Below are 19,579 nucleotides of genomic sequence, written 5' to 3'. Positions count from 1 at the left end.
CACGGCATGGGCCGCACCTTCTCCGACAACTGGCACCGCGTCTCGGCGCTCCGGGTGGGGCTGCGGCCCACGGTGCGGGTGCGGCTGCACCAGGGCCGTGGCGCGCCCTGGTATGTCCTGCATGAGCGGATCAAGAACGGCTTCTTCCGCGTGCCGTTGGCTGGCTGGGCCTTCATCGATCGGCTGCGGCCTGAAGCCACTGTGGACCAGGTCTGGCGCGAAGCGATCGAGGCAACGCCGACCGAGACACCGGGCCAGGAGGAGGTGTTCCAGCTGCTCGTGGCACTGTCCGCTGGCAACATGCTGTACGTGGATGGTGGCGCCGATGAGCGCCGCCTGCTGGAACGCGCCGAGACGCGGGCGCGCAAGCCGCTTTCCGCCCGCATCGCGGAACTGCTGTTCATGCGTGTTCCGATGTTCGACCCGCAGCCGCTTCTGCGTCGGCTTGGGCCGCTGATCCGGCTGCTGTTCAGCCCGGCAGCGGCGGTGCTGGCGGTGCTGTTCCTCGGCTGGGGCTTTGCCGAGTTCCTGCTGCACAGTGGCCGCGCCGTGGAACAGGTCCGCGATATCCTGCAACCGAACAACCTGCTGCTGCTGTTCGCCGCGATCTTCATCTCCAAGGGCCTGCACGAGTTCGGCCATGCCGCGCTCAGCTATCGCTTCGGCGCCGAGGTCCGTACCGCCGGCATCATGCTGCTGCTCTTCACGCCGCTGCCCTATGTGGATGTCACCCCCAGCTGGGGCCTGCGCAGCCGCTGGCAGCGCGCCGCCATCGGCGCCGGCGGCATGCTGGTGGACCTGCTGGTGGCCGCCGCAGCCACGCTGGTCTGGACCCGCTCGCCGCCCGGGCTGCTCAGCGAGCTGTGCCACAACCTGATGTTCACCACGGTGGTCTACACGCTGTTGTTCAACATCAATCCGCTGATGCGCTTCGACGGCTACCACATCCTCGCCGATCTGCTGGGCGTGCCGAACCTGTATGAACAGGCGCGCGGCGCGGCCGGGCGGCGGTTTCGCGCACTGGCGTTGCCCCAGGCCGAAGACGAGAAGGCCGCCGAGCATACGCCCGGCACCGAATGGAGCCTGGCGGGCTTCTTCCTGGCGTCCAACATCTACCGCCTGATGGTGATGGGCGGTATCGTGCTGTTCATCGCCGATGCCTATTTAGGCCTTGGCCTGGTGGTGGCGATGGCGCTGGCTTTCACATCCTTCCTGCGGCCACTGGGCCAGCAGTTGCGCCGGCTGGGCGACCCATTCTTTCGTGCCCGCCACGGCCGGCCGCTGCGCCAGGGTGCGGCGGCGGCGGCAGGGCTGGTCCTGGTGCTGGTGCTCATGCCGCTGCCGGACAATCGTGTGCTGCACGGCGTGGCGGAGGCGATTGACCAGGCGCCGGTCTTCACCGCGGCGGCCGGGGTGCTGCAACAGGTCCATGTTCGAAGCGGCGCCTGGGTGGAAGCCGGCACCCCGCTGGTGACGATGACCAACCCAGAACTGGAATTGGAACTGGTCGGGGTCATGGCGCAGGTTGCGCGGGCGGAGCTGCAGGCCAGCAAGTCGCTGGAAGGCGGCGCCGTGGACCTGGAGCCGCAGTTGGAACGCCTGCGCACCCTCGCCGTGATGCAGGCATCGCTGGAAGCCCAGCTGGCCAGCCTGGCCGTGGTGGCCCGGCAGGCTGGCATCTGGGTGGCGCCGGACGTCTCGACCAAGCGCGACAGCTGGCTCGGCCGCGGGGTGGAACTCGGCCGGCTGGTGGACGACCGCGCCCATCTGTTCCGCGCCGTCATCGGGCAGGATGCCGGCGCCATCCTCTACGGCGCCCAGCAGGAACGGCTTGAGGTGCGGCTGGAGGGCGAGCGGAGCCGCGTGCTGCACGCCGTCCGGCTGACGCTGGTGCCGCATTCCAGCACGCAGCTCCCCTCGGCGGCGTTAGGCCCGGCGGCAGGCGGCCGGATCCCGGTCGAGGCCAATGACCCGAGCGGCCGGCGCAGCGTGGAGCCCTACTTCCTGCTGGAAGCGCGGATCGAGGACCCCGAATGGCAGGGCGACGCCCCGGGGGAAGATCAGGGCGTGCGCACCGGCCGTTCCGGCTGGATCCGCATCCCGCTGCCGTGGCGCCCGGCGGCGGCCCAGGCCTGGACCGGCCTCCAACAGTTCTTCCAGCGCCGGTACCGGGTCTGATGACGCAGGCCGCGACCCACCCGCCGCAGGCGCTGGCCGCGCCGGCACCGCTCAGCCGGCTGTTCCTGCTCGAAGCGCATCGCGATCCCGAGGCGATGCCCTGGCTGGACCGCGCCGGCCAGCGCGCCGGCGGCTGGCTGCACGGCGCCGTGCAGCGCCCGGTACCGAGGCTGCGTCGCCGCGCGCTTCGCGTGCTGGCCGCGGCCCAGCCGCTCTTCGCACTGGACGAAGCCACGCTGCGCGACAAACTGACCGGCCTCGCGCTGCGCATGCGCGGGTCCCCGCTGGCCGCAGCGCTGGAGCCCTGCCTCGCCGGCAGCATCGCAGCGGTGCGCCTGGTCACCGGCCTGACCCCGCACCCCGAGCAGGTGATGGGCGCGCTGCTGCTCGCGGAAGGCGGCATTGCCGAGATGGCGACCGGCGAGGGCAAGACGCTGACCATTGCCACCGCCGCGGCCGTGGTGGCCTGGCGCGGTCGGCCTTGCCATGTGGTCACCGCCAATGACTACCTGGCCCGCCGCGACGCCGAGCTGTTCACCACCTTCTACGCGCTGTGCGGCCTTTCGGTCGCGGCCATTACCGGGGACACACCGCTGCCCAGCCGGGCCGCCGCCCATGCGCATGACGTGGTCTACACCACGGCCCGCGACCTGCTGGGCGATTTCCTGCGTGACCGCCTGGCGCTCGGACGCCAGCCCAGCCCGGTGGCACTGGCCTTGGGCGCCATGCATGGCACGGTCGGCGGCCCTCAGCCGGTGATGCGCGGGTTGCACCAGGTGATCGTGGACGAGGCCGACAGCGTGCTGGTGGATGAGGCGGTGACACCGCTGATCATCTCCAGCCCGCGTCCCGATGCGTCCCTGCAGGCGGCGGCGATGGACGCGGTGCGGCTGGCGGCGCAGCTGCGGGAGGGCGAGGACTTCACCCTCAAGCCCGCACTGCGGCATGTCGAACTGACCGCCATCGGCAAGGATCGGCTGGCCGCGCTGACCGGCGGGCTCTCTGCCTTCTGGCGAAGCCCCGAACGCGCGCGTGAGCTGGCCGGGCAGGCGCTGCACGCGAAGTACCTGATGGAGCGCGACCAGCACTACGTCGTACGCGAAGGCAAGCTGGTGCTGGTCGATGAACTCACCGGCCGGCTGGCCGAACAGCGCACCCTCTCGCTCGGCCTGCAGCAGGTGCTGGAAGCCACCGCCGGGCTGGAACTGACCCCGCCGGCCGAGGTCTCCGCCCGGCTCAGCTTCCAGCGCTTCTTCCGTCTGTTCCCCCTGCTATCCGGCACCACAGGCACGGCGCGGGAGGCGCGGGGCGAGCTGGCCCGGGTGTATCGCCAGCGCAGCGTCGCCATCCCGACCCATCGCCCGGTGCGCCGCGCCCGGCTGCCGCTGCGCCTCCTGCCGACCGAGGCCGCGAAGTTCGACGCCATCGTCGCCGATGCGCTGGCGCTGGCGGAAACGGGCAGGGCGGTGCTGGTCGGCATCCGCAGCGTCCGCAGCGGTGAGGCCCTGCTGGCTCGCTTCGCCGCCCGAAGCCCTGCCCGCGCCGCCGGCATCCGCCTGCTGCATGCGGTGAATCACGCGCAGGAGAGCGGGATCGTCGCCGAAGCGGGGCAGGCCGGCGCCATCACCATCGCGTCCAACATGGCCGGGCGCGGCACCGACATCGCGCTGGACGCGGCGGTGCGGGCGGGCGGCGGGCTGCACGTCATCATCGGCGAACCGAACGACTATCGCCGCATTGACCGCCAGCTGATCGGCCGCTGCGCCCGGCAGGGCGACCCCGGCTCCTACCGGCTCTACCTTTGCCCGCAGGACGAGGTGATCCGGCGCTTCCTGCCCGCCTTCGTGCGCGCGGCCTGGCCGAGACTGCCCTCCGGCCTCGCCCAACGGCTGGCGCCGGCGCTGCTGGTGCGGGCGCAGCGCCGCGCCGAAGGATTGAGCTATAACCAGCGCAAGCGGATTCTCGAGCAGGACCTTCACCTCGACCGGACCGGATTCTGAGCCATGGACACGCTGACATCAGCACCGCAGCCGCTGGAGGGGCTGCTGGAGTTCGCCGGCACCCCGGCCGAGTTCTGGCGCCGTTGGACCGAGGCTGCCCTGGACCAGCTGCAAGGCCAGCTTGCGGTGCTGTATCTGCGCCCCCTGGGGGAGCCCGGCCAGGACCCGCTGGCCGATTGGACGGTCCTCCTCGCGGCGCCCGAAGCCGCCGCCGCCCGGCCCGAGGCCCTGCCCAGCCTGGCCGCCACGGTTGACCCGGCGTTGCTCGCACAGGCCCGCCAACAGCGCATGGCGTCCGGCGTGGCGCGGCAAGGCAACTGGAACCTGCGGCTGATCTCGGTTCGTCCGGAAGGTGCCGCGCAGGAACTCCTGCTCAGCGTCCATGTGCCGGCGGCGGTGCGCGCCGACCACACGGCGCACTGGCTCGGCCTGCTGGCCATGGCGCCGCACAGCTACGAGCTGACGCGCAATCACCGCCGCGTGGCGCGTGACCTGGACCGCCAGAAGGCGCTGCAGGAAACCCTGTGGCGCGTGCTCGAGGCAGAGCGCTTCGACCAGGCCAGCCTGGTCTTCGCCAATGAGCTGTGTGAGCGGTTCGGCTGCGAGCAGGTCTCCCTGTTGTGGCAGAAGCGCGCGGGCCTGCGGCTGAGCGCCGTCAGCCACGGAGACAAGCTGGACCGCCGCACCGAACTGACCGAATTGCTGGAGGATGCCGGGCAGGAAGCGCTGACCCAGTGGCAGGAAGTGGCGTGGCCCACCGAAGGCGGCGGCGCCCGTGCCCATCAGGCCTATGCCGAGGCGGTCCGCCCTGGCCATCTGCTCAGCCTGCCGCTGGTCATCGGCGACCAGGGGGTCGGTGCGGTCGTGCTGGAACGCCGGCCTGCCGCGTTCTCACAGTCCGAGCAATGGGCGCTGCGCCTGTTGTGCGACCAGATGGCGCGGCCGCTGCGGGACCTGCATCGCCAGGCCGCGCCGTTGTGGCGCCGCCTGCCGCGCGAAGTGTTCCGCAGCTTGCCGCGCCGGCTATCCGCCACCACCCGGCCCGGCCGCTGGCTGGCCGGCGGACTGGCGCTGGCCGCGTTGCTGCTGCTGGCCTTGCCGGTGCCCTACCGGATCCACGCGCCGGTGGAGATCCGCACCGACCGCATCGCCTTCGTCGGCGCGCCGTTCGACGGCTATATCGAATCCAGCGCGGTGACGCTGGGCAGCACGGTGCGCGCCGGTGCGCCGCTGTTTGCGCTGGCGACCCAGGAGCTGCAGCTGGAGCGGGTCTCGCACCTGGCTGACATCGCCCAATATGTGCGGGAAGCCGAGAAGCGCCTTGCCGCCGGGCAATTGGTGGAGATGCGGATCGCCGAGGCTCAGGTGGCCCAGACCCAGGCCCGATTGGACCAGGTGGAGTACCGCCTGCGGAGCGCGGCCGTGGTGGCGCCCAGCGACGGCATCGTGGTGGAAGGCGAGCCCGGCAAGAGCCTTGGTGGCGCGGTGCGGCGCGGCGAAATGGTGGTGAAGGTCGCCGCACTTGCCGGTCTGTTCGCACAGTTGGCCGTGGATGAGCGGGACATCCACCGCCTGCGCGAGGGCATGACCACCGAGGTGACCCTGACCGCCGACCCGCACACAGCCTGGCACATGCGGGTGACCCGGGTGATTCCGGCCGCGGCGGTGAAGGATGGTGTGAACACCTTCCCCGTGCGGGCCGAGGCCGAGGCCGACGCCTTGCCGCCCGACTGGTGGCGCCCGGGCATGAGCGGCGTGGCCCGGATCAACGCCGGCCACCGTTCGCTCGGTTGGATCATCAGCCACCGCCTGGTGGACTACCTGCGGCTGGCACTTTGGATGTGACCAGGCAACGCGCGATCCCGGTGGCCTAGAGCTTGTTCCGTTCGCGAGGGCTCACGACACAACCTCTAGCCCATTGATTTTCGAGCATCTTTATCCACGAAAGCGATCCCGTTTGAACGGATGATGCTCTAGAGTCTGTCAGTGCGTCTCTCAATCGGAAAAGGGATTCCGCGACGCGGTGGGCAGGCCGTTGGCCCATCTGGTGGATGCCATCGCCAACGGGCTACGAAGCCCCAGCCTGCAGGCCAAACTCTCAGCGCTGGAGACGGAGCGGGATCGACTGCGACAGGCGCTGGCCGACGCAAAGCCTATCAATATTCGCCTGATGCCGAACCTCGGACATGCCTATCGCGCCACCCTGGTTCACCTCCACGACGCCATCACCGCCGGCGACAACCTTGAGGCCGTGGAGACGGCACGCGCGCTCATCGCCCGCGTCGTCATCCATCCCGGACCGCCGCGTAACCCCCAGGCATCGCCATCGAAGGCCAGTTCGCCGCCATGCTGAAGGCCGCCCAACCGGACCTCACCACACAGGCAGCCCAACTCATCAATCAGACCACTCAACGCGCGGTAAACGAGAGCGCGAGAGGGCAAGGCCCACTCGCCCCCTGGCCCTTCCCGGCACCCAATCATCACAACATTGCGCCAGGGAGGGCGCCGCGATGCCGGCGCGCAGGCTTCGGCGAGCGGTCATCTCGCGCCCCAGGCATGATGCGGGAGCGTCATCGCCACCCCCCGCACCGCCCTACGCCCTGCCGAACTCCGGCTGGATCAGCCCTTCACATCCATCGCCTGGCGCAACCCGTCACTGACGAGGTTGAAGCAGATCGACGTCACGAAGATGCAGGCACCCGGCAGCACCGCCACCCAGGGCTGCACATAGATCGCCGTGCGCAGGGTGTTCAGCATCAACCCCCATTCGGCTTCCGGCGGCCGCGTGCCCAGGCCGAGGAAGGAAAGGCCCGAAGCGAGGATCATGCAGACCGAGATGAGCGAGGTGGAATAGACGAAGATCGGCCCCAGCACATTGCCCAGCACATGCACCCGCACGATGGTGAAGGCCGAGGCGCCGGACGCCCGCGCCGCATCCACGAAATCGAGGTTGCGCACGCCGGTGGTGACCGATTCCGCCACGCGGATGATCGGCGGCACAAAGACCAGCGTCAGCGCCAGGATGGCGTTCAGGATGCCCGCCCCGAGCGCGCCCGAGATCGCCACCGCCAGCAGCACCGAGGGGAAGGCGTAGAACACATCGGTCACGCGCATGATGAGCATGTTCAGCTTGCCACCGGTGAAGCCCGCGACGACACCGAGGAAGGTGCCGATGACGAAGGCCATGGCCACCGGCACGATGCCCATGAACCAGGAGAGGCGGCCGCCGAAGATCAGGCGCGTCAGCATGTCGCGGCCCAGTTCATCGGTGCCGAGGATGTGGTTCTCGGTGCCGATCGGGCGCAGGCGGCGGATCATGCTGCCCTGGAAGGGATCATGCGGCGCGATGAATGGCGCGAAGATGATGACCAGAAGCATCAGCAGCAGCACGCTGGCGCAGCCGATGGTTACGGGGTCGCGCTTGAGGCGCTTCCAGACGCCGGCCCAATAGCCCTCGGACCGGGCGACGGCGGCCTTCGCCTGGATGGCGAGTTCGGCGGTGGCGGCGGAGGTGCTCATGCGCGCTTGATCCTCGGGTCGAGCGCGGTTTGGATCAAATCCACGCAAAGGTTGAGTGCCACGAAGAACATCGCCAGCACCAGGATGGTGCCCTGCAATACCGGCAGGTCCCGCTGGAAGATGGCGCTGTTGAGCAGCAGCCCCGTGCCCGGCCAGGAGAACACCGTCTCCACCAGGATCGAGCCGCCCATCAGGTAACCGAGCTGCAGGCCGATCACCGCCAGCGCATTGGGGGCGGCGTTCTTCACGACATGGATAAAGACATTCCAGGAGGTGAGGCCCTTGCCGCGCAGGGCCACCACGAATTCCTGGTTCATGATCTCGGCCACGATGCCACGCACCGTGCGCGTCACGATGCCCATCGGAATGACGGAGAGGGTGATGGCCGGCAAGACCAGGTGCTGCACATGCTCCCAGTTCCATGCCCAGTCAGCGCTGCCGCCGGGGCCCGCCCCCATGGCCGGCAGCCAGTTCAGCTGCACCGAGAAAATCACGACGAGCACCATACCGAGCCAGTAATGCGGCACCGAAACGCCGGCCACCGCCGTGGTCACCGCCATGCGGTCGAGAAGGGAGCCGCGGAAGGTGCCCGCCAGCCCACCCAGGACGCAGCCCAGCACAAAGCCGATCATGGAGGCCGCCAGCGCCAGCATCAGCGTATTGCCGATGGCCGAATGCAGGTCACTCCAGACCGGGCGGCCGGTCGCCAGCGAACGGCCCAGATCCCCCTGCACCACCTTCAGCAGCCACAGGCCGAACTGGATGGGCAAGGGCTTGTCCAGCCCGTAATCACGCCGCACCTGCTCCACCACCTCCTGCGGGGCATCGGGCGGCACGATGGCGTTGATCGGATCACCGGGCGCGATCTGCACCAGCATGAAGCAGACGAAGCCGACCGCGAGCGCGATCGGCACCGCATAGATGAGCCTGCGTATGAGATAGAAGAACATCAGGCCCACCCTCCGGAAAACATGTCAGTCAAAGCCGCGCCAACCCGATCGGGAGCAAGAGCAAGGGCGGGGTGGCGCGGCTTCATGGGAATCACTGGATGTAAGGCAGCCGCAGGTCCACGAACCAGCTTTGCGGCTGGACATGGCCCCGGACGCGAGGGCTCATCGCGCGCGGGCCCACATCATGCGCGATCCAGATGAACAGCGCCTCATCCACGCCGGCCGCGTGCAGCCGGGCCAGGGCGGCGTCGCGCTCGGCCGGGTCGAAGGCATTGCGGGCGGCGGCGACCATCTGGTCGAAGCGCGGATCGTTGAACATGCCCCAGTTGTTGGAGACCGGCGGCGCCATCTTGCTGTCGTAGAAGCGAACCAGCGAGAAGAAGGGATCCATCGCGGAGAAGCTCACATTGGTCGCGTGGGCACCGCGGGCCGAAGCATGCCCGCAGCCATTGCGCCAATTGGTGAACAAGGCGTTCCACTCGATCACGTCGAACTCGACATTGATGCCGACGCTGCGCAGATCCTGCTGCAGGAACTCATTCATCGAGAGCGGCTGCATCTGGCCCGAGCCGGAGGCGCTGATCTGCACGCGCAGGGTCAAGGGCCGCTGCGGTCCGTAGCCGGCCTCGGCCAGCAGGCGGCGCGCCTCGGCCTTGTCGGTGCGGATGTTGAAGGAGGGGTTGCCCGCCCAGGGGTGGCCGGCCGGATAAGTGCCGAGTGCCGGCTGCATCATGCCGCCGAGCAGCGTGCGCAGCCCCTCGCGATCAATCGCGAGGTTCACGGCACGCCGCACCCGCACATCCGAAAGCGGCGAGGAAGGCAGGAAGCAGGGCTGCCAGGGCCAGACATGCGGCTGCGGGTTGGAAGCGATCTGCATCTGGCGCGAGCGCAGCTGCGGCACCGCATCGGGCGAGGGCGCCTCGATCCAGTCCACCTGGCCTGAGAGCAGGGCGGCCGTGCGGGCGCTGGCTTCGGGGATGGGCAGCAGGACGATGCGCTCCAGCTTGGCCTTGGTGCCCCAGTAATTGTCGTTGCGCGCCATCTCGGCCCGCTCACGCGGCACCAGCCGCGTCAGCCGGAAGGGGCCGGTGCCGGAGGGGGCCGCGGCGAAGGCGTTCCAGGTGGCCTCGGCGGTCGGGTTGCGCGCGCGCAGCGCCTCCCAATGGGTCGGGCTGGCCATGAACAGGTTGGTGAGGTTGATCGGCAGCAGGCTGTCCGGCTCGCTGGTGATCAGCGCCACCGTCATGTCGTCAATCTTTTCGGCGCGGCGCAGCGTGGGCATGCGGGTCGCGGTGACGCCCACCTGGCGCGGGTCGAAATGCGGCGCCTCGCGGTCCAGCACCTTGCGGACGTTCCAGACCACCGCATCGGCGTTGAACGGGCTGCCGTCATGGAAGGTGACGCCGGGGCGCAGGCGGAACACCCAGCGGGTGCGGTCACTGGCTGTCGTCGCCCATTCGAGTGCGAGGCTCGGGATCACGGTGGAGGGCCGGTCGGCGGCGGTCAGGTCCCAGGCGGTCAGCCCGTCATAGAGCGGGATGCCGGTGAAGCGATTGCCCTCGAAGCCCTGGTCGGGCTGGCCATGGGTCAGCGGGATATCGGCCGCCGTCATGCCGATGCGCAACGTGCCCTGCGCAAGCGCGGGCGCCGTGGCGGCGAGGCTGAGCGGCAGAATCGCCGCCATGATGAAATGACGCAAGCGCATGTTCTTTGTCCCTGTCTGGGGTTTCCTCGGGCGCTACTAAGCCCCGATGCCGGCCCTCGGAGCAAGCGCCAAGCGCGCCCCGATTGCCCCTCGCCCCCCTTTGGCCCCCTTGCCTTTGCCCAAGGGCCGGGCACTACTGCCCGCCGATGAAGCTTCTCCTCCTCAACGGCAACACCGATCCCACCATCACCGAGCGCATGGCCCAGGGCGCCCGCCGGATGTGCCCGCATGAGATCATTCCCGTGACGGCCCGTTTCGGCGCCCGCTACATCGCGTCGCGCGCTGCGGCAGCCGTTGCCGCGCATGCCGTGCTGGATGCGCTGGCGGCCGAGATCGGGCGCGACAACCGCCAGGGCTTCGACGCCGCCATCATCGGCTGCTTCGGCGATCCCGGGCTGGAGGCGGCGCGCGAATGCTTCCCCATCCCCATCATCGGCATGGCGGATAGTGCCATCCTGGCCGCTCTGCGCGTGTCACCCCGCGTCTCCGTGCTGACGGGCGGCGCCGCCTGGGTGCCGATGCTGGAGGAATTCTTCCTGCTCCGCGGCCATGGGCCCGACCGCGTGCGCGTCGCCGCCATCCCGCCCACTGGCGACATGATCGCCCGCGAGCCGGAGCGCGCCGCCGGGCTGCTGGCCGAAACCGCGCGCGGCGAGATCGCCCGTGGCGCGGGGGTGATCCTGCTGGGCGGGGCGGGGCTGGTGGGGCTGGATGCGCTGGTCGCGCCCAACCTGCCCGTGCCGGTGCTAGATGGGCTGCGCTGCGCCATCGAGGCGGCGGAAACCGCGACGGCGGCCCGGGCCCTGGGCGGGATCGCCCCAAGCGTCGGATTGTCAGAGCACCTTGCGGCGGCGCTGGTGGGATAGGGGCGGGCGGGAGAGGCTGGCCCGAGCGGGAAGACCCGCCTGCCGGGCCATCAGCTTTCGGCAGACCCGGGACGCGTCGGTTCGGCTGAGATCTGGCGGGGCCAGGAAGCCGGGCTGTTCGGCGGATGGGCCGCTTGCCCTTTCCCCCGGGCGGTTTCCCGGCAGAAGGGCCCACCACGCGGGCGCCGGCCCGCTGGTTTCACGCCCCCTGATCCGGCCCGGCTTTCCCGGCCCGGCTAGGACACCGGCTCCGGCTGCGCCGCATTCGGAAAGAACAGCTGCTCGCCATGGATCCGGTAGCCGGCAATCGCGGCCTGCCCGGCCGGCGAGGTGATCCAGTCCACAAAGGCCTGCCCATCGGCGGCCTTCACATGGCCGTGCCGGGCCGGGTTCACCAGCATCACGCCATATTGGTTGAACAGCCGCGTATCGCCCTCGGTGAGGATGCGCAGCCCCTGCCGGTTGCGAAAGGCCAGCCAGGTGCCGCGATCCGCCAGGAGATAGGCGTCCTGCGCGGCGGCCGTGTTCAAGGCCGGCCCCATGCCCTGGCCCACCTCGCGATACCAGGCGCCACGGCCCGGCACCGGGTCCACCCCCGCCATCTGCCAAAGGCGCAGTTCGGCCGCATGGGTGCCGCTGCGGTCGCCCCGGCTGATGAAGGGCGCGCGCGCCTCGGCGATGCGGCGCAGCGCGGCGACCGAATCGCGTGAGCCCGCAATGCGCGCCGGATCGGCGGCGGGGCCGATGATCACGAAGTCGTTGAACATCACATGCTGGCGGCGCGTCGCGAAACCCTCGGCCACGAAGCGCTCCTCCGCCGCGCGGTCATGCACCAGGACCACATCCGCATCGCCGCGCCGCCCTACATCCAGCGCCTGGCCGGTGCCGAGTGCGACGACGCGGGCGGTGATGCCGGTCGCCTCCCGGAACAGGGGCAGGATATGGCCGAACAGCCCCGATTGCTCGGTGCTGGTGGTGCTGCTGATGGTGATCACCCGCTCCTGCGCGATGGCGGGTGTTGCCAGCAGCGTCAGCGCCAGCAGGGAACGGCGAAGCATGGGCGTCACTCCAGGATGTCGCCGCGCAGGAAGGCCTGGGCGGCAGTGGTGCGGGGATGGGCGAAGAAGGTTGCGGCCGGCGCCTGCTCGACCAGCCGGCCGCGATGCAGCAGCAGGATTTCGCCAGCCAGCCGGCGCGCCTGATGCAGGTCATGCGTGGTCATGACGATCTTCACGCCGCGCGCCGCCGCGCGGGTGACAATGGCCTCCACCGCGCGGGTCGCGGCCGGATCAAGGCTGGCCGTGGGTTCATCGAGGAACAAGATCTCCGGCCGCAGCGCGAGCGCCCGGGCCAGCGCCACGCGCTGCTGCTCGCCGCCCGAAAGCTTGCGCGCTGGACGGTCGGCCAAGTGAGGGAGGCCCACCTCCTCCAGCGCCGCGACGATCCGCGCGGGCCCGGCCATGCCCGCGAGCGAGAGCGCATGGGCGATGTTCTGCGCCACGCTGCGCCGCAGCAGCACCGGCTTCTGGAACACCATGGCCTGCCGGCCGAGCCCGGCGGTGGCGATGCTGCCCGCCCCTGGCGCCAGCAGCCGGTGCAGCAGGCGCAGCAGCACGGACTTGCCGGCGCCATTCGGCCCGATGATCAGGCTCGGCGCGCCCGCGGTCAGCGTGAAGCTGACATCCTCCAGGATCGTCACGCCACGGGCGGAGAACCCCAACCCCTCGGCGCAGAGAACGGGCCCGCTCATCCCCCCTAGCCAGACCATTGGGCGGAGGCCTGGCGCAGCCATTGCGCCGCCGCGTTCACGCCGAGCACGATGGCCATGAGCACAAGCCCGAGGGCCAGCGCCAGCGGCAGATCGCCCTTGCTGGTTTCCAGCGCGATGGCGGTGGTCATGACGCGGGTGAAGCCCTCGATATTGCCGCCCACCACCATCACGGCCCCGACCTCGGCCGAGGCGCGGCCAAACCCGGCCAGCAGCACGGTCAGCAGAGCCAGGCGCCCGTCGCGCAGCAGCGTGCCGATGGAGCGCCACGGCCCCGCGCCGAGGGAGCGCAACTGCTCCGCATATTCCTCCCACAGGCCTTCCAGCACCTGGCGGGCCAGCGCGGCCAGGATGGGCATGATCAGCACCGCCTGCGCGATCACCATGGCCGTCGGCGTAAACAACAGCCCGAGCGGACCGAGCGGGCCAGAGCGGGACAGCAGCAGGTAGATCAGCAGCCCGGCCACCACGGGCGGCAGGCCCATCAGCGCGTTCAGCGCCACCAGCAGCCCCTGCCGCCCGGGAAAGCGCGAGATGGCGAGCAGCGCACCCAGCGGCAGGCCGATGCAGGCCGCGATCAGGGTTGCCGTCAGCGACACGCCCAGGCTGAGCATGATGATGCGCCACAGCGCCGGATCACCGGCGACGACCAGGCCCATCGCCTGCTGAAACGCGCTGCCGAGATCCCCCATGGGTGCCGCTCTAATCCTGGCGCAGGCTAGCGTCCATCGGGTCGTTACTTGTTCATTTGCCGGAATTTGCCGATATTTGCCGAGTGAACCCCAAGATCTGGACCCTGAAGGAAGCCGCCGCCTTCCTGCGCCTCTCCGAACGCGCGCTGTATGAGCTGGCGCGGGCCCGGCGCCTGCCCTCGGCGCTGATCGGCGGCAAATGGATCTTCCCGGCCGAGGCGCTGCGCCGCTGGGTGGCGGCCCAGGCCGAGGCGGGCGGCCGCCCCGCCCCGCCCGCCATCCTGGCCGGCAGCCATGATCCGCTGCTGGATTGGGCGGTGCGGCAATCGGGCTGCGGGCTTGCCCTGCGCGCCGGCGGCAGCCTGGACGGGCTGGATGCGCTGGCAGCGGGCCACGCCCTCGCCGCCTCGCTGCATCTGCGCGATGCGGAGGGCGGCGGCTTCAATGAAGCGGCGGTGCGGGCCGCCATGCCCGGCGCGCCGCTGGTCGGCATCACCTGGGCCTGGCGCGAGCAGGGGCTGATCACCCCGCCGGGCAATCCGGCCGGACTCACCGCCATCGCCGATCTCGCCCGCCCCGGCCTGCGGGTCATGGGACGGCAGCCGCGCGCCGGCAGCCATGTGCTGCTGGTGGGCTTGCTCAGCGATGCGGGCGTCGCCCTGCGCGACATCGCCTTCCTGCCCGAGCCGGCACTGGCCGAGGATGAGGTCGCCGCCGCCGTCCTGGCCGGTGCCGCCGATATCGGCTTCGGCATCCGCGCCGAGGCGCTGCGCGCAGGCCTCGGCTTCGTGCCCCTGATCCGCGAACGCTTCGACCTGGTGATGCATCGGCGCGAGGCGTTCGAGCTTGCCATGCAAGGCCTGCTCGCCTTCGCGCGCACGCCGCTCTTTGCCGAACGCGCCGCGCGCATGGGCGGCTATGACGTGACGGCGACGGGCCGCGTCGCCTTCAACCTGTGATCAGGCGTGGAGCTCGGCCTCCTCCTCGATCTGCAGCGCATCGTTGAAGCGGTTGAAGAAGCCGCAGAGCGTGATGCGCAGCGTGAGCTCGACGATCTGCGCCTCGGTGAAATGCTCCAGCAGCGCCTCATGCATCCGTGCGGTGACCCGGTTGGGCGTCTCCCACGCCACTTTGGCATAGGCGATGACCAGGCGGTCCACTGCGTCGAATTCAGCGGGAAGCTCGGCCTCCATGATGCGGTCCACCGCCTCGGCCGAGACGCCGGCCACCATCAGGAAGGGCTTGTGATGCGCCACGCAGTAATGGCACTCGTTCAACCGCGAGACGACGACGATGGCGATCTCCAGGTAGCGCTTGGGCAGCGTCGCCGCCGTGCGCAATTCCATCAGCAGCGGCATGAGGTGGCGCAGCGCCGCCGGCACATGCGCGATGACCGCGACCTGGTTGCGGAAGGGGCCATACTGGCCGGCGAAATCCTCGTAGATCGCGGCCAGATCGGGCGGCAATTCGGCCGAGGGGATGGAACGCACGCGGGCCATGGCTGCTCCTGCCGGAAGATGAGGCGTGAGCGTGGACCGGGCTGGCACTGGGTTCAACATGGCGGGTCGCTGGCCGGTGCCGAGGCAGGTCAGGGGCGGCAACAGCGAGGCAACGCCGGCAGCCACAAAGGGGGTGACGCCCGCGCTGGCGGAGGCTATCCGTCCTGGTAACCAATAACCGTCCAGGACACGCCCCATGATCACCCGCCGCGCGACATTCGCCCTGCCTCTTCTGGCCACGCCCGCTCTTCTCGCGACCCCCGCCCTGGCGCAGGGCAATTTCCCGACACGCTCCCTGACCCTGATGATCCCCTTCGCCGCCGGCGGCCCGACGGACATGATCGGGCGCCTGGTGGCCGAGGGCATGTCGAAGGATCTGGGCCAGCCCGTCGCGGTCGAGAATGTGACGGGGGCCGGTGGGACCATCGCAGCGGCGCGCGTCGCGGCCTCCCGCCCGGATGGGCACACGATGCTGCTGCACCATATCGGCCTCGCTGCCGCCGCCACGCTCTATCGCCAATTGCCCTTCAGCATCGAGCGCGGCCTGGCCCCGCTGGGCGTTGTCTCGCATACGGGCATGACGCTGGTGGCGCGGCCGGATTTCCCGGCGACCGACCTCGCCGGCTACATGGCCCAGCTGCGTGAGCGCGGCGATGCGCTCAACCTCGGCCACAGCGGCCTGGGCGGTTCCAACCAGCTGTGCGGCATGCTGCTGCAACATGCGGCGGGGCGGAGTGCCACCACCATCGTCTTCCGCGGCTCGGCACCCGCCATGACGGAAATGATGGCCGGCCGCCTGGATATCAGCTGCGACCAGGCGACGGTCACCGCCCCCTTCCTGCGCGACAACCGCATCAAGGGCTATGCCGTCACCCTGCCCGAGCGGATCCCCGGCCTCGATCTGCCCACAACGCGCGAGCAGGGCGTGGACCTCATCATGTCCGCATGGCACGGGCTCTATGCCGCCGCCGGCACGCCGGTCGAAATCCAGGCGCGGCTGTCCCAGGCGATGCGCGCCGCCCTGCGCGAGGACCGGCTGCGCGCGCGCTACGCCGAGACGCTGACGACCGTGGCCGCCGAAAGCGAGGCGGACCCCGCGCATCACACGCGATTCCTCGCGAGCGAGATCGCGCGCTTGCGGCCGCTCATCCTGGCGGCGGGGCAATTCGCGGATTGAGGGGGCTGCCGGAAGGCGCCGCGTGGGGTCGAGGGGCCAGCCCCTCGAGCTCCCCGGCAGGAAACTTATTTCCTGCACCTTCATTCGGGGGATTGATGCCGTCGAAGATCCAGGAAACCGGGTTTCCTGGTGAGAGAGCGCGAGAGGGTCAGGCCCTTTCGCGACCTGGCCTCTCTCAGCCGCCTGTCATCAGCGGGGGCCGCGCCGGCGGTTCAGCGCCACCTCATCCTCGGTCAGCAGGAAGCCCACCATCACGCGGTAATCCTGGATGCGGCGATCCGCACTGACGGGGAAGCTGATTTCGACCGCCTGGGAGGTGACATTGGCGCGTGTGGTGTTCACGGCGAACTGGCCGTTCATCACGAAGCTCTGCCGCGTCAGCACCTGGTTGGTCTGGGCGTCCAGCAGGGCAATGAACCAGGGCAATTGCACGGCCCGCGTTTCGGCGGCCGGCCCGCGATCCATCTGGAACCGGACGGAGATCGTCGAATCGATGCTCAGGTCGCGCCGGCCGCGGCGGCAGGAGCCCTCGATCCCCGTCACCCGCGCATCCAGGATCAGCGTGGAAAGGTCGGGCTGGGCGCCGGGCTGATGGCGCGTCAGATCCGCGAGGTCGGCCGGCAGCACCAGGGTGGGGCAAGGCACCAGCAGATCATCGAGTCGCTGCTGGCCACAGCCCGCCAAGGCCAGCGCAACCAGAATAACCAGACCCCGAAGCCTCATTCGCTCGCTCCCTGCACGTCCCATGGCCTCAATCGCCGCTTCGCGGGCGCCCCTCCGTCTGGCACCGAACCGCGCAAAGCGATAGTCTGGGCAAACCGCAACCCGCGCCCGGATACCCCAACGCATGGCCGCAAAGCCCTCGCTTCATGTCATTCTCGCCGGCCCGCGCGGATTTTGCGCCGGCGTGGACCGCGCGATCAAGATCGTCGAGGAGGCGCTGAAGCGCCACGGCGCGCCGGTCTATGTGCGGCACGAGATCGTGCACAACCGCTTCGTGGTCGAGGCCCTGGAACGCCAGGGCGCCGTCTTCGTCGAGGAGCTGGACGAAATCCCCGATGACGGCCAGCCCGTCGTCTTCTCGGCGCATGGCGTCCCCAAATCCATCCCGACCGAAGCCCAGCGGCGGGACATGTTCTTCCTCGACGCCACCTGCCCCCTGGTCAGCAAGGTGCATCGCGAGGCGGAGCATCATTTCTCCCGCCGGCGGCACATCTTCCTGATCGGCCATGCGGGCCACCCCGAGGTGATCGGCACCATGGGGCAATTGCCCGAGGGCGCCGTCACCCTGGTCGAGGATGAGGCGCAGGCGCAGAGCGTCATGCCGCCGGAGGGCGCCTCGCTCGCCTTCATCACCCAGACGACGCTTTCGGTGGATGACACGGCCGAGATCGTGCGCACGCTGCAATCGCGCTTTCCGGAGATCTCGGCCCCCGCGAAGGAGGATATCTGCTACGCGACGACCAATCGCCAGGCGGCGGTGAAGGAAATCGCGCCGCAGGTGGATATGATGATCGTGGTCGGCGCGCCCAATTCCTCCAACTCGGTGCGCCTGGTCGAGGTCGCCGGCCGGGCGGGCTGCGCCAAGTCGGTGATGGTGCAGCGCGGCCGGGACCTCGATCTCGCGACGGTGCAGGGCGTGGCACGCATCGGCATCACGGCGGGCGCGAGTGCGCCCGAAGTGCTGGTGGAGGAAGTGATCGAGCGGCTGCGCGAAGGCTACGACCTCACCATCCAGGAAATCGTGGTGGCGGAGGAGAAGATCATCTTCAAGCTTCCGGCAGCCCTCGCCACGGCCTGATTTGTGGCGGTCTACACCGAAGTTTCCGATGAGGCGCTGCGCGCCTTCCTGGCGGAGTACGAGATCGGCGGATTGCTGGCGTTTCGCGGCATCGCCGAGGGGGTTGAGAATTCCAACTACGCGCTGAAGACCGATGCGGGCGATTTCGTGCTCACGCTGTACGAAAAGCGGGTGGAGCCCCGCGAATTGCCCTGGTTCCTCGGCTTGATGCGGCATCTGGTCGCGCATGGGATTTCGGCCCCCGCCCCGGTGGCGGGGCGCGATGGCGAGGCGCTGCGCCAATTGGCCGGCCGTCCGGCGGCGATCTGCACCTTTCTCCCCGGCGTCTGGCCGCGCCGTGTCCGGCCCGAGCATTGCGGCCCACTGGGGGCTGCCCTGGCCGGGCTGCACCTGGCCGGAAGGGGCTTTGACGAGATTCGCCCGAACGGGCTGGGCCCCGCCGCCTGGCCCCCGCTGCTGGAACGATGCCGGGCAGATGGCGAAGCGGTGCAGCCCGGCCTGATCGCCGAGCTGGATGCGGCGCTGGCCGGCATTCTCGCTGCCTGGCCGCAACCCGGCGCGCTGCCGGTCGGGCAGATTCACGCCGATCTCTTCCCCGACAATGTCTTCTTCCTGGAGGAAGCCGGCGTGCCGCGCGTCTCGGGGCTGATTGATTTCTATTTCGCCTGCACGGACCTGCTTGCCTATGACGTCGCGGTCTGCCTGAACGCCTGGTGCTTCGAGGCGGATCGCAGCTTCAACGTGACCAAGGCGCGCGCCCTGCTGCGTGGCTATTCGGCGCTGCGCCCGCTCTCACCCGCGGAGATGGCGGCCCTGCCGGTGCTCTGCCGCGGGGCGGCGCTGCGCTTTTTGCTGACGCGCCTCTATGACTGGGTGAACACGCCGCCGGGCGCCATGGTCACGCGCAAGGACCCGCTGGAATACCTGCACAAGCTGCGCCTCTTTGGCCATGCGACTGGCCCCGAGGCGATCGGCGCATGACCGAGGCGCCGCAACGCGTGGAAATCTGGACGGATGGCGGCTGCAAGCCCAATCCCGGCCCGGGCGGCTGGGCGGCCATTCTCCGCTTCGGCGAGGTCACCCGCGAACTCACCGGCGCCGAGCCGGCCACGACGAATAACCGCATGGAACTCACCGCCGCCTGTGCCGCGCTGGAGGCGCTGAAACGCCCCTGCCGCGTGGTGGTGCACACCGACAGCGAATATGTGCGCAACGGCATGGAGCGCTGGATCAAGGGCTGGGTGCGCAACAACTGGCGCAACGCGGCCAAGGACCCGGTGAAGAATTTCGAGCTGTGGCAGCGCCTGCTGGCCGCCGCCAAGCCGCATGAGGTGGAGTGGCTCTGGGTGCGCGGCCATTCGGGCAACCCAATGAATGAGCGCGCGGATGAATTGGCGACGCAGGCGCGGGAAGCGCTGGGTTAA

General features: G+C 69.7%; 18 protein-coding genes. 10 read left to right on the top strand and 8 right to left on the bottom strand.

Going from position 1 to position 19,579, the window contains the following annotated elements; all coding sequences use genetic code 11:
- The first annotated feature begins 6 nt into the window (after positions 1-6).
- The 4 genes from LHU95_RS03830 to LHU95_RS03815 all read left to right on the top strand — a co-directional run bounded on the left by LHU95_RS03830 (position 7) and on the right by LHU95_RS03815 (position 6,531).
- Positions 7-2,178 (top strand): biotin/lipoyl-binding protein, encoded by a 2,172-nt coding sequence (locus LHU95_RS03830; protein WP_248710060.1) that lies wholly within the window; start codon positions 7-9, stop codon positions 2,176-2,178.
- On the top strand, positions 2,178-4,178 hold the full coding sequence (locus tag LHU95_RS03825) for a hypothetical protein (protein ID WP_248710059.1): 2,001 nt from the start codon (positions 2,178-2,180) through the stop codon (positions 4,176-4,178). Before LHU95_RS03830 ends, LHU95_RS03825 begins: the two co-directional genes overlap by 1 nt.
- 3 nt (positions 4,179-4,181) lie before the next feature.
- The gene (locus LHU95_RS03820; protein ID WP_248710058.1) at positions 4,182-6,023 is read left to right on the top strand and encodes an efflux RND transporter periplasmic adaptor subunit; all 1,842 of its coding nucleotides are present in this window, start codon (positions 4,182-4,184) and stop codon (positions 6,021-6,023) included.
- A 190-nt stretch (positions 6,024-6,213) separates the two neighbouring features.
- The gene (locus LHU95_RS03815) at positions 6,214-6,531 is read left to right on the top strand and encodes a hypothetical protein (RefSeq protein WP_248710057.1); all 318 of its coding nucleotides are present in this window, start codon (positions 6,214-6,216) and stop codon (positions 6,529-6,531) included.
- 266 nt (positions 6,532-6,797) lie between these two features.
- Here the strand turns inward: LHU95_RS03815 and LHU95_RS03810 are convergent, their stop codons facing one another.
- From LHU95_RS03810 to LHU95_RS03800, 3 genes are all read right to left on the bottom strand, one after another.
- Entirely contained in the window at positions 6,798-7,697 is a 900-nt protein-coding gene (locus LHU95_RS03810; RefSeq protein WP_248710056.1) for an ABC transporter permease, read from the bottom strand.
- On the bottom strand, positions 7,694-8,647 hold the full coding sequence (locus LHU95_RS03805; RefSeq protein ID WP_248710055.1) for an ABC transporter permease: 954 nt from the start codon (positions 8,645-8,647) through the stop codon (positions 7,694-7,696). Before LHU95_RS03805 ends, LHU95_RS03810 begins: the two co-directional genes overlap by 4 nt.
- Before the next feature lie 91 nt (positions 8,648-8,738).
- Positions 8,739-10,352 (bottom strand): ABC transporter substrate-binding protein, encoded by a 1,614-nt coding sequence (locus LHU95_RS03800; protein WP_248710054.1) that lies wholly within the window; start codon positions 10,350-10,352, stop codon positions 8,739-8,741.
- A 146-nt stretch (positions 10,353-10,498) separates the two neighbouring features.
- Here LHU95_RS03800 and LHU95_RS03795 point away from each other — a divergent pair, with 146 nt between their 5' ends.
- The gene (locus LHU95_RS03795; RefSeq protein ID WP_248710053.1) at positions 10,499-11,218 is read left to right on the top strand and encodes an aspartate/glutamate racemase family protein; all 720 of its coding nucleotides are present in this window, start codon (positions 10,499-10,501) and stop codon (positions 11,216-11,218) included.
- Positions 11,219-11,454: 236 nt separating this feature from the next.
- Here LHU95_RS03795 and LHU95_RS03790 read toward each other — a convergent pair whose 3' ends face one another.
- From LHU95_RS03790 to LHU95_RS03780, 3 genes are read right to left on the bottom strand one after another with little or no spacing between them, the layout of a single operon-like run.
- Positions 11,455-12,276, bottom strand: a complete 822-nt coding sequence (locus tag LHU95_RS03790; RefSeq protein WP_248710052.1) for a substrate-binding domain-containing protein — start codon at positions 12,274-12,276, stop codon at positions 11,455-11,457.
- 5 nt (positions 12,277-12,281) lie between these two features.
- Positions 12,282-12,968 (bottom strand): ATP-binding cassette domain-containing protein, encoded by a 687-nt coding sequence (locus LHU95_RS03785; protein ID WP_248710051.1) that lies wholly within the window; start codon positions 12,966-12,968, stop codon positions 12,282-12,284.
- A gap of 5 nt (positions 12,969-12,973) precedes the next feature.
- Positions 12,974-13,678: an ABC transporter permease gene (locus LHU95_RS03780; protein WP_248710050.1), complete on the bottom strand. Its 705-nt coding sequence runs from the start codon at positions 13,676-13,678 to the stop codon at positions 12,974-12,976.
- Between the two features lie 83 nt (positions 13,679-13,761).
- Here LHU95_RS03780 and LHU95_RS03775 point away from each other — a divergent pair, with 83 nt between their 5' ends.
- Entirely contained in the window at positions 13,762-14,637 is an 876-nt protein-coding gene (locus LHU95_RS03775; protein WP_248710049.1) for a helix-turn-helix transcriptional regulator, read from the top strand.
- On the opposite strand, the gene LHU95_RS03770 is transcribed toward LHU95_RS03775, so the two are convergent.
- Entirely contained in the window at positions 14,638-15,177 is a 540-nt protein-coding gene (locus LHU95_RS03770) for a carboxymuconolactone decarboxylase family protein (protein ID WP_248710048.1), read from the bottom strand.
- A 196-nt stretch (positions 15,178-15,373) separates the two neighbouring features.
- Here LHU95_RS03770 and LHU95_RS03765 point away from each other — a divergent pair, with 196 nt between their 5' ends.
- Positions 15,374-16,354 carry a tripartite tricarboxylate transporter substrate-binding protein gene (locus LHU95_RS03765; protein ID WP_248710047.1) on the top strand — a complete coding sequence of 327 codons (981 nt, stop codon included), beginning with the start codon at positions 15,374-15,376 and terminating at the stop codon, positions 16,352-16,354.
- A 189-nt stretch (positions 16,355-16,543) separates the two neighbouring features.
- On the opposite strand, the gene LHU95_RS03760 is transcribed toward LHU95_RS03765, so the two are convergent.
- Positions 16,544-17,077: a hypothetical protein gene (locus tag LHU95_RS03760; protein ID WP_248710046.1), complete on the bottom strand. Its 534-nt coding sequence runs from the start codon at positions 17,075-17,077 to the stop codon at positions 16,544-16,546.
- 124 nt (positions 17,078-17,201) lie between these two features.
- Between LHU95_RS03760 and ispH the strand changes: the two genes are divergently transcribed.
- Genes ispH through rnhA form a run of 3 tightly spaced genes read left to right on the top strand, consistent with a single transcriptional unit; the run spans position 17,202 to position 19,579 of the window.
- The gene (gene ispH, locus LHU95_RS03755; RefSeq protein ID WP_248710045.1) at positions 17,202-18,155 is read left to right on the top strand and encodes a 4-hydroxy-3-methylbut-2-enyl diphosphate reductase; all 954 of its coding nucleotides are present in this window, start codon (positions 17,202-17,204) and stop codon (positions 18,153-18,155) included.
- A gap of 3 nt (positions 18,156-18,158) precedes the next feature.
- The gene (locus LHU95_RS03750; RefSeq protein ID WP_248710044.1) at positions 18,159-19,136 is read left to right on the top strand and encodes a homoserine kinase; all 978 of its coding nucleotides are present in this window, start codon (positions 18,159-18,161) and stop codon (positions 19,134-19,136) included.
- Complete coding sequence (gene rnhA / locus LHU95_RS03745; protein ID WP_248710043.1) at positions 19,133-19,579, top strand: ribonuclease HI; 447 nt, start codon at positions 19,133-19,135, stop codon at positions 19,577-19,579. The genes LHU95_RS03750 and rnhA overlap by 4 nt, the downstream gene beginning before the upstream one ends.

Source organism: Sediminicoccus sp. KRV36, from assembly GCF_023243115.1.
Lineage (GTDB): Bacteria > Pseudomonadota > Alphaproteobacteria > Acetobacterales > Acetobacteraceae > Roseococcus.
Note: the sequence above shows the minus strand (reverse complement) of the source record. Positions and strands in the feature narration are given on the sequence as shown.

Coding starts and splice junctions, on each gene's coding strand:
- rnhA (WP_248710043.1), top strand. CDS start 19,133: ATGACCGAGGCGCCGCAACGCGTGGAAATCTGGACGGATGGCGGCTGC.
- LHU95_RS03805 (WP_248710055.1), bottom strand. CDS start 8,647: ATGTTCTTCTATCTCATACGCAGGCTCATCTATGCGGTGCCGATCGCG.
- LHU95_RS03765 (WP_248710047.1), top strand. CDS start 15,374: ATGATCACCCGCCGCGCGACATTCGCCCTGCCTCTTCTGGCCACGCCC.
- LHU95_RS03800 (WP_248710054.1), bottom strand. CDS start 10,352: ATGCGCTTGCGTCATTTCATCATGGCGGCGATTCTGCCGCTCAGCCTC.
- LHU95_RS03770 (WP_248710048.1), bottom strand. CDS start 15,177: ATGGCCCGCGTGCGTTCCATCCCCTCGGCCGAATTGCCGCCCGATCTG.
- LHU95_RS03760 (WP_248710046.1), bottom strand. CDS start 17,077: ATGAGGCTTCGGGGTCTGGTTATTCTGGTTGCGCTGGCCTTGGCGGGC.
- LHU95_RS03785 (WP_248710051.1), bottom strand. CDS start 12,968: ATGAGCGGGCCCGTTCTCTGCGCCGAGGGGTTGGGGTTCTCCGCCCGT.
- LHU95_RS03790 (WP_248710052.1), bottom strand. CDS start 12,276: ATGCTTCGCCGTTCCCTGCTGGCGCTGACGCTGCTGGCAACACCCGCC.
- LHU95_RS03810 (WP_248710056.1), bottom strand. CDS start 7,697: ATGAGCACCTCCGCCGCCACCGCCGAACTCGCCATCCAGGCGAAGGCC.
- LHU95_RS03830 (WP_248710060.1), top strand. CDS start 7: ATGGGCCGCACCTTCTCCGACAACTGGCACCGCGTCTCGGCGCTCCGG.
- ispH (WP_248710045.1), top strand. CDS start 17,202: ATGGCCGCAAAGCCCTCGCTTCATGTCATTCTCGCCGGCCCGCGCGGA.
- LHU95_RS03795 (WP_248710053.1), top strand. CDS start 10,499: ATGAAGCTTCTCCTCCTCAACGGCAACACCGATCCCACCATCACCGAG.
- LHU95_RS03820 (WP_248710058.1), top strand. CDS start 4,182: ATGGACACGCTGACATCAGCACCGCAGCCGCTGGAGGGGCTGCTGGAG.
- LHU95_RS03780 (WP_248710050.1), bottom strand. CDS start 13,678: ATGGGGGATCTCGGCAGCGCGTTTCAGCAGGCGATGGGCCTGGTCGTC.
- LHU95_RS03825 (WP_248710059.1), top strand. CDS start 2,178: ATGACGCAGGCCGCGACCCACCCGCCGCAGGCGCTGGCCGCGCCGGCA.